The 12674-nt window shown below is 59.6% G+C and carries 12 protein-coding genes; all 12 read right to left on the reverse strand.

What is annotated here, in order from left to right; genetic code table 11:
* Positions 1-65 precede the first annotated feature (65 nt).
* The 12 genes from ACTQXI_RS02400 to trmFO all read right to left on the reverse strand — a co-directional run bounded on the left by ACTQXI_RS02400 (position 66) and on the right by trmFO (position 12663).
* Entirely contained in the window at positions 66-1775 is a 1710-nt protein-coding gene (locus ACTQXI_RS02400; protein WP_441548283.1) for a proline--tRNA ligase, read from the reverse strand.
* 12 nt (positions 1776-1787) lie between these two features.
* Complete coding sequence (gene ispG / locus ACTQXI_RS02405; protein ID WP_441548255.1) at positions 1788-2852, reverse strand: flavodoxin-dependent (E)-4-hydroxy-3-methylbut-2-enyl-diphosphate synthase; 1065 nt, start codon at positions 2850-2852, stop codon at positions 1788-1790.
* A gap of 31 nt (positions 2853-2883) precedes the next feature.
* A complete protein-coding gene (locus tag ACTQXI_RS02410; protein WP_427726866.1) occupies positions 2884-4245 on the reverse strand; it encodes a M50 family metallopeptidase in 1362 nt (453 codons plus the stop codon).
* Positions 4246-4270: 25 nt separating this feature from the next.
* Positions 4271-5458, reverse strand: a complete 1188-nt coding sequence (gene dxr, locus ACTQXI_RS02415) for a 1-deoxy-D-xylulose-5-phosphate reductoisomerase (protein ID WP_441548256.1) — start codon at positions 5456-5458, stop codon at positions 4271-4273.
* Positions 5458-6357 (reverse strand): phosphatidate cytidylyltransferase, encoded by a 900-nt coding sequence (locus tag ACTQXI_RS02420; RefSeq protein ID WP_441067766.1) that lies wholly within the window; start codon positions 6355-6357, stop codon positions 5458-5460. The genes dxr and ACTQXI_RS02420 overlap by 1 nt, the downstream gene beginning before the upstream one ends.
* Before the next feature lie 2 nt (positions 6358-6359).
* The gene (locus ACTQXI_RS02425) at positions 6360-7154 is read right to left on the reverse strand and encodes an isoprenyl transferase (RefSeq protein WP_441041581.1); all 795 of its coding nucleotides are present in this window, start codon (positions 7152-7154) and stop codon (positions 6360-6362) included.
* Between the two features lies 1 nt (position 7155).
* Entirely contained in the window at positions 7156-7692 is a 537-nt protein-coding gene (gene frr, locus ACTQXI_RS02430; protein WP_006236112.1) for a ribosome recycling factor, read from the reverse strand.
* Between the two features lie 2 nt (positions 7693-7694).
* Positions 7695-8417 carry a UMP kinase gene (gene pyrH / locus ACTQXI_RS02435; protein ID WP_427717558.1) on the reverse strand — a complete coding sequence of 241 codons (723 nt, stop codon included), beginning with the start codon at positions 8415-8417 and terminating at the stop codon, positions 7695-7697.
* Between the two features lie 117 nt (positions 8418-8534).
* A complete protein-coding gene (tsf, locus tag ACTQXI_RS02440; protein WP_022094736.1) occupies positions 8535-9404 on the reverse strand; it encodes a translation elongation factor Ts in 870 nt (289 codons plus the stop codon).
* Between the two features lie 45 nt (positions 9405-9449).
* The gene (rpsB, locus tag ACTQXI_RS02445) at positions 9450-10178 is read right to left on the reverse strand and encodes a 30S ribosomal protein S2 (RefSeq protein WP_055285135.1); all 729 of its coding nucleotides are present in this window, start codon (positions 10176-10178) and stop codon (positions 9450-9452) included.
* Between the two features lie 230 nt (positions 10179-10408).
* On the reverse strand, positions 10409-11362 hold the full coding sequence (locus ACTQXI_RS02450) for a tyrosine recombinase (protein WP_441548284.1): 954 nt from the start codon (positions 11360-11362) through the stop codon (positions 10409-10411).
* A complete protein-coding gene (gene trmFO, locus ACTQXI_RS02455; RefSeq protein WP_441548257.1) occupies positions 11326-12663 on the reverse strand; it encodes a methylenetetrahydrofolate--tRNA-(uracil(54)-C(5))-methyltransferase (FADH(2)-oxidizing) TrmFO in 1338 nt (445 codons plus the stop codon). The genes ACTQXI_RS02450 and trmFO overlap by 37 nt, the downstream gene beginning before the upstream one ends.
* Positions 12664-12674 lie beyond the last annotated feature (11 nt).

The raw sequence follows: 12674 nt of genomic DNA on the forward strand, positions 1-12674 counted from the left end.
CCCTGCATCTCTACCTCGAGAGACGCAGGGCCGCTTAACAAGTGCACTAAACGCAGCGGGCTCGATTAACGGCGTGCTGCTTTCACAAGCTCAGCCACCTTGGCGACAACCTCACCGATCGCCACATCCTCGCGCTCGCCCGTGGCACGATCCTTGAGCTCGACGGTACCGTTCTTAAGGCCGCGCTTGCCGAGCACCACCTGATAAGGGAAGCCCATAAGGTCGTTGTCAGCAAACTTAAAGCCGGGACGCTCGTCACGGTCGTCAACGACAACCTCGATACCCTCGGCGCACAGACCCTCGACGATTTGATCGCAAACAGAAGCGCACTCCTCCTTCTTGGGGTCGAGCGGAATCACCGCAACCTCATACGGGGCAACGGAGACCGGCCAAACGATACCGTGCTCGTCGTTGTGCTGCTCCACGACGGCAGCGAGCGAGCGGGAGACGCCCACGCCGTAGCAACCCATGATAAGCGGCTTCTCCTTGCCGTCCTCGTCCATAAAGGTGGCACCCATGGCCTCGGAGTACTTGGTGCCCAGCTGGAAGACCTGGGAAACCTCGATGCCGCGAGCAGCAGAGAGCGGCTTGCCGCAGTGCGGGCAAGGGTCGCCGGCAACGACGGTAACCAGGTCGGCCCACTCGTCGACGGTAAAATCGCGCTCGGGGCAGGCACCGGTAAAGTGATAGTCGACTTCGTTGGCACCGCAGGCCCACTGCTTGGACTCGCGCAGGCTCTCGTCGCAGACCAGACGAATGCCCTCGGGCAGGTTAACCGGTCCGATAAAGCCCTTATGCAGACCGTAGGTCTGGAGCTCCTCGTCGGTCATCATGCGATAGCCCTTGCCAAAGACATGCTCGGCCTTGCAGTCGTTGAGCTCATGATCGCCCGGAACGATGGCCACAACCGGCTTGCCCTCGGCGTCGATGAGAGCCAGCGACTTGCGCGTACCGTTCTCGGGGAAGCCGAAGAACTTGGCGACGGCCTCGATGGTGCCCATACCCGGAGTCTCGACCTTGGTGAGTGTGCCGTCGCCGGGGCCCTCGGTCACAACGACCTTGGTGCTTGCCGCCTCGTCATCGGCAGCAAAGCCACAATCGTCGCAGTAGACCAGCGAAGCCTCGCCGGCCTCTGCCAGCGCCATGAACTCGACGGAGGTATCGCCACCGATCTCGCCGGAATCGGCGACGACGGGCAGGGCCTTAATGTAGCAGCGCTCGCAGATATTGGCGTAGGCCTGCTTCATCTTGTCGTACTCCTCCTGCAGGCTCTCCTGCGTGGCAGAAAAGCTGTAGGCGTCTTTCATGATGAACTCGCGACCGCGCATCAGGCCAAAGCGGGGACGGAACTCGTCGCGGAACTTGTCCTGGATGTGATAGAGATTCACCGGCAGTTGCTTGTATGAACGCAGCTCGTTGCGCACCAGGGCAGTCACGGTCTCCTCGTGCGTGGGGCCCAGCACGAACTCGCGGCCGTGGCGGTCATCAAAGCGCACGAGCTCCTTGCCATAGGCATCGATACGGCCGGACTCACGCCACAGCTCGGCATCGACCATGATGGGCATCATGAGCTCCTGGGCGCCGGCGGCGTCCATCTCGTCGCGCACGATGTTCTCAATCTTGCGAATCGAGCGCCACGCGAGCGGCAGATAGGAATAGAGACCGGCAGCCTCCTTGCGGATCATACCGGCACGGAGCAGCAGGCGATGGCTCGCAAGCTCAGCGTCGGCCGGATCCTCTTTGAGCGTCGGAGCATACAGCTTAGACATATACATTGCTCGGGTCATTTATTTCTCCTCAATAAGCTTGTCGACCTCGGCCATAAGCGCGTCGACAATTTGGTCCTCCGCTACTTTACCAATGATCTGGCCATGCGAAAAGAGCAGGCCCTGACCACGTCCGCAAGCAACGCCCAGGTCGGCATCAGAAGCCTCACCGGGGCCATTGACGGCACATCCCATGACGGCAATCGAAAGCGGCGCGGCATAGTTCTTAAGCCGCTCGGTTACTTCCTCGGCGATTGCGATCAGGTTAACCTGACAGCGGGCGCACGTGGGGCACGAGACAATCTCGGGGCCGCGGCGACGCAGGCCCAGCGACTGCAAAATTCCCCAGGCGACCGGCGGCTCCTCAACCGGATCGGCCGTGAGCGAAACGCGCATGGTGTCACCGATTCCCTCGGACAGCAGGATTCCAAGGCCCACCGAGCTCTTGATGGTGCCCTGCAGCTTGGTGCCCGCCTCGGTAACGCCCAGGTGGAGCGGAACGTGGGGAATCTCACGCGACAGGGCACGATAGGTGTCGAGCGTCGTTTGCACGCTATGGGCCTTGGCCGAAAGCACAATGTTCGTAAAGCCGCGGTCTTCAAAATGCTTGACGAAACGTTCGCTCGACATCACGAGCTTTTCGGGCTGCGTGAGGTCGTCGCGCTCAGCGATATCCTGCTCAAGCGAACCAGCATTGACGCCGATACGAATCGCACAGCCCGCGGCACCCGCAGCATCGATTACCGCGTCAACCTTGGCCCAATCGCCGATATTGCCGGGATTGATGCGCAGCTTGGCAGCACCGGCCTCAACGGCACCAATGGCGAGCTTATGGTTAAAGTGGATGTCGGCAACGATCGGCACCGGAGACTCGGCACAGATGGTGCGGAAACCCTCAAGTGCGGCCTCGGTGGGCACGCTCACGCGCACGATATCGCAGCCAGCCTGCGCCAACGCGAACACTTGCGCAAGCGTTGCCTGGGCATCAGCGGTATCGGTGCAGGTCATAGATTGGACCACCACCGGCGCGCCTCCACCGATCTGCACGCCGCCCACATGCACGGGGCGCGTCAACTCGTGAGGCAAAGGATGGGATAAAGACAATCCAAACACTCCCCTACAGAATAAATCGAAGGATGTCGGAACGAAGCATATAGACAAACAGCAGCGCAAAGAGCGCGATGCCCACATAGCTCACAATCGTCTGGACCTTGAGCGGAAGCTCGCGGCCCGCAATCTTTTGAATGATCTCGATGACCAACTTGCCGCCATCGAGTGGCGGGATGGGCAGCAGGTTCATAAAGCCAAGCGAGAACGAAATGAGGGCGGCAAACGAAAGGAACGTGGCAGGGCCGGCAGCAGCAGCTTGTGAGGACATAACGCTAATACCCACGATCGAAGAGGACTGATCGAGAATCTCCATCGTATGCTGAGGCTGGAGCAGGCGCATCACGCCCTGCGCTGTCTGCACGACATAGGAGAACGACAGGCGAGCCGACGTGATAGGGTCTAAACGGACCACCTGCGTAGAGACATACACACCTAGGCGTTCGTCCTCTTTGAGCGCAACCGTGGTCGAATGCTTCTTGCCGTCACGCTCGTACTCAATGGCGATATCGTCTTTACCGGCAGCCTTGCCAATGGCATCGTAAACGTCCATCCAGGTAGAGCACGATACTCCGTCGACCGAAAGAATCGCGTCGCCATCCTCGATTCCCGCCGCGGAGGCAATCGAGCCTTCATCAACCTGGCCGATCACATTGGTGTCCACCGGCACCGTAACACCCGCGATGGAATAGATGCTCATAAGGAGCAAAAAGCCCGTCAGGATATTGACGATAATGCCCGCAAGCAGCATAAAGGCACGCTTGACAAAGCCCTGACCCAAATAGGTGTGCGAGCGCTCGCGTGCAAGGAATTCGGCCTCGCCGCACGGCAGTTCCCATACATCGCCCTCGGCAGTCGCGTGCTCGCGATCGAACCGACGGCCGTCAAAGGTGGTATAACCCGCCGCATCACGCGGCAGGGTCTGGTACTTGGTGGGATAGTAACCAGGCGAAGGCTTTTCCCCTTCTTCATACCAGGGAGCTATGGATCCCCAACCCAGCAGCAAAGCACAGGCCTCGAGCACATCCTCCTCGGACAGCTCAAGCTCGACGGCAAGATCGGCCACCGTCACACGGCCGTGGCGATAGATGGCGGCAAGCACGCGATCGGCATACGAGACATCGGTCGGATCCATGCCACAGATGGCAGCATACCCACCCAGCAACAGCGGGGTCACGCCAAACTTGGTGCCGATCCGACGAGACGTATGGTGAATATCAAAGCGACACGGCAGGCCCAAAAAGAACTCAGTCACCCGGACGCCGCAGGCACGCGCCGCCAAAAAGTGGCCGCCCTCGTGCAAAAACACGAGGACGGAAAGCATCAGCAGGCCCCAAAAGACCGATGAGAGAACGCTCAGAACAGTTTCCATAAAACGAAAAAGCAATCCTTATGGGTTAAAAACGGGTTGCGGCGAGCACTTGCGCGGCCTTTTCACGCGCCCACGCATCGATACCGCGAAGCTGTTCAAACGAATCGACCGTCTGCGCATCATGCGCATCCATACAGGATTCCACAATGCGATCGATATCGGTAAAACTGCAGCCATCATGCAGGAAGGCATCGACGGCGACCTCGTTGGCAGCATTGAGCACGCACGGCATGGTGCCGCCCGTCTTGCCCGCACGCTCGGCCAGCGCCAGGCAGCGGAACGTATCCATGTCGGCCGTATCAAAGGTAAGCTGACCCAACTCGCGGAAATCGATGCGCGGAGCCGGAGTATCCCAGCGCTCGGGATACGAGAAGGCAAACTGGATGGGAATGCGCATGTCAGATGCCCCGAGATGCGCCATCACGGAGCCGTCGGCAAACTCGACCATCGAATGAATCTTTGACTGGCGCTGAACGACCACGTTGATAAAGTCGAGGTCGCAACCAAAGAGGTGCATCGCCTCGATACGCTCCAGGCCCTTGTTCATGAGGGTAGCGGAGTCAATCGTGATCTTGGCACCCATAGCCCACGTAGGGTGCGCCAGGGCATCGGCGCGCGTCACACGGTCGAGTTCCTCGCGCGAACGGCCAAAGAACGGACCGCCCGAACAGGTAAGCCAAATACAATGGGCCTCGCGCGGATTCTCACCCAGATAGCACTGGTAAATTGCAGAATGCTCGGAATCGACCGGGATAAGCTGACCGGGCTGTGCCAACGGCATCAGCAGGTCACCGCCAACAACGAGCGACTCCTTATTGGCAAGGGCAAGGCGCTTATTCGAGGTCAAGGCCGCATGGCTCGCCTCGAGACCGGAGGCGCCCACAATAGCGACAAGCACGCAGTCAACATCGTCGCGACGCGCGAGCTCGCAAACCGCTTGCGCACCAACGCCGAGCTCCGTACCCTCGGGCAACTCCTGCAGCACGGCGTCATCGCCATGAGCGACATCGGCCACGGCAACCGCCGGAACCGAGAACTCGCGGGCAGCGGCAACGAGCTCGGAGGTGCTGGAATTAACGGAAAGCGCCGTCACCTGCAGACGATCGGCATGCTGACGGCAAACATCGAGCGCCTGGGTACCGATAGAGCCCGTACAGCCCAGGATGGCAACACGGAGACGTCCATCGGAGCCATAGGTCGTCTGGAAGGACATTACAGCACGCCTCCGATCATCAGCATCAGCTGCGCGGTGATGCAGCCGAAGATAAGCGAATCGCTTCGATCGAGCATGCCGCCGTGGCCCGGGATAAGGTTACCGGAATCCTTGACGCCCACACCGCGCTTGATGCGCGACTCGATAAGGTCGCCGATAACGCCCAGGATGGACACAACCACGCCGCAAAGCAGCGCATAGGGCAAGCTCAGCTTATAGAAATGCGTCACCCACAAAATGAGCCAGATGAGAACCGAGCCCAAGATACCACCAACAAAGCCCTCCCAGCTCTTATTGGGAGAGATCTTGGGGACCATCTTGTGTTTGCCGATACGGCTGCCCACGATGTAGGCAAACGAATCGGAGACCCAAAGGGACGCGCAAACACCCACTGAAAGCAGGGCGCCGGCAAAACCGGGCACGGCATCGCGCAGCAGCACAATAGCCGACAGCATAAAGCCTGTGTAGATGGGACCCATGAGCGTCACGGCCACATCAGAGATGCGGGTACGCGGCGACCAAACATACCAAATGCCCACCGCGAGCATCAGTGCAAAAAGCAGGGCGTTCAGCAAAAGCGAATCGCCAAGCGCCGATAACGGAAAGAGCACGGCGGCAATAATGCCCAGGTGCTCGTTGGCGACCTTGCCATCGAGCCTCGTCATACGGAAAAACTCAAAGCAGCAAAGCCCGCTCATGACAGAGACAAAAATGGCGGTGGGCACGATACCCAAAACCAGGCACAGGATAAAGACGACGGCGTAGACGATACCGGCGGCGGCACGGGTAATAAAGCCCGCAAGCCAGGAACCGGTGCCGCTCTTCGCTGCAGGCGCTCCCGCAGTGGCAGCTTTGCGCGCAGGCGTCTTGGGAGCAGATGCCTTGGGACGATCGGACACGATTAAGCCTCCTCGGTCTTGCTCAGTCCACCAAACCTACGGTCACGGCCCTGATAGGCCAAAATGGCGTCAACAAGGCCCCAACGATCAAAGTCGGGCCAATAGGTATCGGTGACATAGAACTCGGAATAAGCCACCTGCCACAGCAGATAGTTCGAAAGGCGAAGCTCACCAGAGGTGCGAATGACCAGCTCGGGATCGGGAAGACCGGCGGTGTACAGGTGCGAAGCAACCATATCATCGTCGATAGCAGCAGGATCGATCTTGCCGGCGGCGGCATCGAGCGCAAGCTGACGGGCAGCACGCGTAATCTCGGCACGGGCGCCGTAGTTGACGGCAAGCGCCAGCGTCATACCGGTGTGATCGGCGCACTCGGCAAGACCGCATTCAAAAACGTCGCGGGTCTTCTTGGGCAGCGCGGAAATATCGCCCAAAAAGACAACACGCACGTTTTCGCGCTTCAGAAGCGGCAGCTCATCGATAAACGTCTTGGCAAACAGATGCATCAAGACGTTAACCTCATGCTGCGGGCGGTTCCAGTTTTCGGTTGAAAACGCATAGGCGGAAAGCACGTCGACGCCCAGACGCACGCAGGCGGTAATGATCTCACGAAGGGAGACGATACCCGCCTTGTGGCCCTCGGTACGGGCAAGACCTCGCGCCGTAGCCCAGCGACCGTTGCCGTCCATGATGCACGAGATATGGCGCGGAATGTTATTGAGGTCAAGGTCGGAAAAACCGACGCCCGCAGGGGCGTCGGCAAAGTACTCGACCAGTTTGTTCTCGTCGTATTGCACCTTAGATCTCCATGACCTCGGCTTCTTTTTCCTTCAGAAGCTCCTCGACCTTGGCGACATACTCGTCGGTATGCTTCTGCACCTTGGCCTGCTCACGGCGGACGTCGTCCTCGGTGAGCTCCTCATCGCGCTCGAGCTTGTTGTTAAAGTCGCGACGGATGTTACGGATAGACACCTTGGCCTGCTCGGCGTACTCGCGGCACTCCTTGACGAGCTCGCGACGGCGCTCCTCGGTGGGAGCCGGGAACGGAAGACGAACAACGGTGCCATCGGAGTTGGGGGTAATACCCAGATCGGAAGCGCCGATGGCCTTGACGATGGCGTTGATAAGCGCCTTATCCCACGGCTCGATGAGCAGCATGTGGGCCTCGGGGGTCTTTACGGCGGCAACCTGCGTGACCGGCGTGGGAACACCGTAATAATCGACGGTGATGTCGGACAGAATGTTAGCGTTGGCTCGGCCGGTACGGACTTTGGAGAAGTTATGCTTGAGGGACTCGAGCGACTTGTCCATGTGGGCGGTGATGTTCTCTGCCATGCTTAATCCTCCTGATAGACGAGCGTGCCGACGGGCTCACCCGAAAGCGCGCGCTTGACGTTGTCCTCGCCATCGATGTTGAGGACCAAAATGGGCATACGGTTATCCTGGCACAGGGCCGTAGCCGTGGAATCCATAACCTGCAGGCCGCGGACGAGCACCTCGTGATAGGTGATCTTGTCAAAGCGGACGGCATCGGCGCACTTGACGGGATCCTTGTCGTAGATACCGTCGACCTTGGTGGCCTTAATCAGAATCTCCGCACCGATCTCGCAGGCGCGAAGGGCCGCGGCGGTGTCAGTCGTAAAGTACGGATTGCCCGAGCCGGCTGCGAAGATAACGACATTGCCCTTGGAGAGGTGATTGATGGCGCGACGACGAATATAGGGCTCACAAATCTCGTTCATCTGGATGGCACTCATAACGCGGCAAGGAACATCGTTATGCTCGAAGGCATCCTGCAGGGCGAGCGCGTTCATAACGGTTGCAAGCATGCCCATGTAATCGGCCTGAGCACGCTCCATACCGCCGGCAGCTCCAGCCATGCCGCGGAAAATATTGCCGCCGCCGACAACGATGCCGACCTCATGGCCAACGGCGAGCAGCTCCTTGACCTGCTTGGCAAGATGGTCGGTAACCTTGGGGTCGATGCCATAGTGGCCATCGCCCATCAGTGCTTCGCCGGAAAGCTTCAGAAGCACGCGTTTATATCGGATGTCGGACAAAGCGATCCTCCTTTAATTAGACTCTCAATATGATATCAAAGGCTCTGCTTAGAGGCATGAAAAAGCAGGCTGTGAGTAAAACCCACAGCCTGCTCATTACCAGCTACAAGAGCTTATTTACTCGCCACGGACCAGACGGTCGAAGGCAACGACGGTAATGGTATCGCCGAGCTCCTTGGAGACCTGCTCAGCGTACTTCTTGATGGTGAGGGAGCTGTCCTTGATGAACTCCTGCTCGGTGAGCACGGACTGCTTGTAGAACTTCTCCAGACGGCCAACAGCCATCTTCTCCTGGATGGCCTCGGGCTTGCCGGACTCGGCAGCCTGAGCCATGTAAATCTGCTTCTCATGCTCGACGGTCTCGGCCGGAACCTGATCGCGGGTAGCGCAGATCGGAGCGACAGCGGCAACCTGAAGGGCAACGTCGTGGGCAAAGGTCTTGAAGGACTCAGCCTGAGCGGTCTCAGCCTTCTCGAAAGCAAACTCGACGAGAACGCCGATTTTACCACCCATGTGGATGTAAGAAGCGAGAGCGCCGTTCTCGGCCTTGCGGGCGGCGAAGCGAGAGATCTTCATGTTCTCGCCCATGATGTGAATCATCTCGGTGAGCTCGGAGGAAACGGTCTCCTCGCCCATCGGCTTCTCGAGCAGAGCGTCGACATCGGCCGGCTCGGTGGTGGCGACAACCTCGGCGACCTTGGAAGCAAAGCCGGTGAACTTGGCGTTGGAGCCGACGAAGTCGGTCTCGCAGGAGAGCTCGAGCAGAGCGCCGGTCTTGCCATCCTCGGAGACGAACGCGGCGACAGCGCCCTCGTTGGTCTCGCGGCCAGCCTTCTTGGCAGCCTTAGCGAGGCCGTTCTTACGCAGAACGTCAACAGCGGCGTCCATGTCACCGTCAGCCTCGACGAGAGCCTTCTTGCACTCCATCATCGGGGAGTCGGTCATCTCGCGGAGCTGCTTGACCATAGCGGCGGTAATCTGGGCCATTGTGGTTCCTTTCAAAGAGATGAAAAAGACTTAATTAGGACTGATTTACTCGGCCTTGGGCTCAGCGGCCATCTCGGCCTCGGAGACCTGCTCCTTGCCGGAGCCAGCGAGGCAAGCGTCGGCCATGAGCTCGCACATAAGGGTGACAGCGGAGATGGCGTCATCGTTGCAGGGGATGCCGTACTCGACCTCGTCGGGATCGGAGTTGGTATCGATCAGAGCGACGACGGGGATGTTCAGGCGCTGGGCCTCCTTGATGGCGTTCTCCTCGCGCTTGGTGTCGATGACGAAGAGCGCCTGGGGCAGACCCTTCATGTCGCGGGCGCCACCGAGGTTGGTCTGGAGCTTAGCGAGCTCCTTACCCAGAACAGCCTGCTCCTTCTTGGGAAGAACAGCCATGCGGCCGTCCTCGACCATGGCCTCGAGCTCCTCCATGCGGTTGATGCGGGAGCGGATGGTGACGAAGTTGGTCAGCATGCCGCCGAGCCAACGCTGGTTGATGTAAGGCATGTTGGCGCGCTCAGCGGCGTTCTTGACGGCCTCCTGAGCCTGCTTCTTGGTGCCGACGAACAGCACGTTGCCACCCTTGGCAACGTTCTTGACGAAGGTGTAAGCCTGGTCGGCGTCAAGAATGGTCTGCTTGAGGTCGAGGATGTAGATGCCGTTGCGCTCACCGAAGATGAACGGCTTCATCTTGGGGTTCCAGCGACGGGTCTGGTGACCGAAGTGGCAGCCGGCCTCGAGCAGGGTGCGGATATTAATCTTGGTAGCCATGTTAAACCTCCTGTGGTTTGCCTCCGCGCGGGGTCATCCTCCAAAACCAACCCGGACATGTGCTACCAAAGCCCGGGCACCACGGTATGAAGTAGCCGCGCGTGCGTGATAAAAACCTGTTGCCGTGAAGCAACCCGATGAATGATAGCAGGATTACATCTTTCTGCCAACCCGAAATCAAAACCACACACACGGACGCGCGATCGATTGGATAGAACCCCTCTCCTGCCTTACTCGCCGCGCGGAAGGGCTTGGGTAACGGCGCGTTTGAGCCGATCGGGCGTGAGATGCGTATAAATCTGCGTGGTGGACAAGCTTGCATGCCCCAGCAACTCCTGGACAGAGCGCAAGTCCGCTCCGCCCTCGAGCAAATCGGTCGCAAAAGTATGGCGCATCGCATGCGGGGCGATATCGGAAGGGATACCCGCAAGCGTCGCCAACATATGAAACCGTCGCCTAAGCATGGCGGCGCTCATACGGTTGCCGCGTGCCGAGATAAACAGCGGATGCACACCGTTCGTACCGTCGCCACGCTTTGCCTGAGCAAGAAGCTCCGGTCTTCCTTCCTCAATATAGCGGCGGGTCGCATCGAGAGCACGCCGATACAGGGGCACGATACGCTCCTTGCTCCCCTTACCCCAAAGCCGCAGCGTTCGCTCGGACCAAGCAATGGACTCAACATTGAGTGCCGCAAGCTCAGAGATGCGAGCCCCAGATGCATAGAGCAATTCGAGCATCGCCGCATCGCGCAGTCCCGCAGGCGTTGAAACGTCTGGCGCTGCAAGCAGTGCCTTAACCTGCTGGGTGGTCAGCACCCCGGGCAAATCGCGTGGAAGCTTGGGCGAGGCAATCGCAGAGACAGCGTCTCCATCGATAAGACCCTCGGCAGCCATCCATCGATAGAACGAACGAATGGCAGACAGGTGCGCCGCAATCGTCCTGGGCGCCACCTGCTCGCGCGACAGCTCTGCCAGATACATACGAACGGTACGTACGTCCGCCGTACGTGCATCGATATCCCCACGCTCGCACCAAGCGGCAAAACGCTCCAGACGAGAGCCGTAGGCGATAACAGTGTTAGAAGAAAGCCCCTCGACGCGTGCAATATAGGATATGAACGAGTCGACGGCACCGTATAGGTCAAAGGCTATGACCGATCGCCCCCAAACAGGTCGGAGCGAGATTCCAGATAGGAATCCAGGGCCTTAAGGGCGCGATCCGCATAGGCCTGATAGCGCTCACGTTTGCTGCGGCGTTTACCGTCCTCGAGGGGAGGCACCAGGCCAAAATTAACATGCATGGGCTGATATCCGACCGTAGCAGGATCGGTCGCATAGCCCACGAGCGCGCCGAGAGCGCCCACGCGCGGCAGCTCGACAGGAGCAACCTCGATAGCCTCGGCATAGGTATTGAGCGCAGCGAGGAGACCCGTCGCGACCGCTTCCATGTAACCCTCCGTACCGGTAATCTGTCCGGCAAGGCGCACGCCCGTGCCGGGCACGGCGAAGGTCCCATCGAGCACATGGGGAGCATCGACAAAGGTATTGCGATGCATGACGCCATAGCGGAAAAACTCGGCATTCTCCAGACCGGGAACCATATGAAAAACGCGCTTCTGCTCGCCGAAGGTCAGGTTGGTCTGGAAACCAACCAGGTTATAGGCGGTCTTCTCCTTGTTCTCGGCGCGCAGTTGAATCGCCGCCCAGGGACGGCGACCGGTGCGCGGGTCGGTGAGCCCGACGGGCTTCATAGCGCCAAAGCGGATGGCATCCTTGCCCGTGCGCGCAACCTCCTCGGCTGGCTGACAGGCCTGAAAGAGGTCCCCGCCCTCAAAGTCCTTGAGCACCACGCGATCGGCCGTGGTAAGCGCCTCGATAAAGGCCTCGTACTCCTCCTTGTTGAGCGGGGCATTGAGATAGTCGCCACTCCCCTGTTCCTCGTAGCGCGACTGCGAGAACAGCACATCCATATCGAGCGTCGAGGCATCGACAATCGGGGCCGCGGCGTCAAAGAACGCCAGGGAATCACCACCGACAAGCTTCATGACCTCCCCGCTCAACGCCGGCGAGCACAAGGGACCCGCGGCGATAACCACATGGCCCTCGGGAATCTGGGTGACCTCGCCGTGAACGACCTCGATATTGGGACGGGCGGCAACCTCGGCCTCGACGAGCTCGGAGAATTTAACACGGTCGACCGCCAAGGCGCCACCAGCGGGAACGGCAGCGCGATGAGCGCAGTCGAGCAGCACCGAACCCATACGCTCGAGTTCGGCCTTCAACAGGCCGGCGGCGGAATCGGGTCGGGTCGACTTAAACGAATTGGAGCAGACGAGCTCCGCCAAGTGATCGGTATGGTGGGCAGGAGAGGTCACCAGCGGCCGCATCTCGCACAGCCTTACGGCAAACCCGCGATCTGCCAGCTGAATCGCGCATTCCGATCCCGCCAGACCGCCACCGATAACCGTCACTTGATCAAACAGCATCTGCAAACACC

Source organism: Collinsella sp. LCP19S3_C9, assembly GCF_052121575.1.
In the GTDB taxonomy this organism is placed as follows: Bacteria; Actinomycetota; Coriobacteriia; order Coriobacteriales; family Coriobacteriaceae; genus Collinsella.

Coding starts and splice junctions, on each gene's coding strand:
- ACTQXI_RS02410 (WP_427726866.1), bottom strand. CDS start 4,245: ATGGAAACTGTTCTGAGCGTTCTCTCATCGGTCTTTTGGGGCCTGCTG.
- dxr (WP_441548256.1), bottom strand. CDS start 5,458: ATGTCCTTCCAGACGACCTATGGCTCCGATGGACGTCTCCGTGTTGCC.
- ACTQXI_RS02400 (WP_441548283.1), bottom strand. CDS start 1,775: ATGTATATGTCTAAGCTGTATGCTCCGACGCTCAAAGAGGATCCGGCC.
- tsf (WP_022094736.1), bottom strand. CDS start 9,404: ATGGCCCAGATTACCGCCGCTATGGTCAAGCAGCTCCGCGAGATGACC.
- rpsB (WP_055285135.1), bottom strand. CDS start 10,178: ATGGCTACCAAGATTAATATCCGCACCCTGCTCGAGGCCGGCTGCCAC.
- frr (WP_006236112.1), bottom strand. CDS start 7,692: ATGGCAGAGAACATCACCGCCCACATGGACAAGTCGCTCGAGTCCCTC.
- trmFO (WP_441548257.1), bottom strand. CDS start 12,663: ATGCTGTTTGATCAAGTGACGGTTATCGGTGGCGGTCTGGCGGGATCG.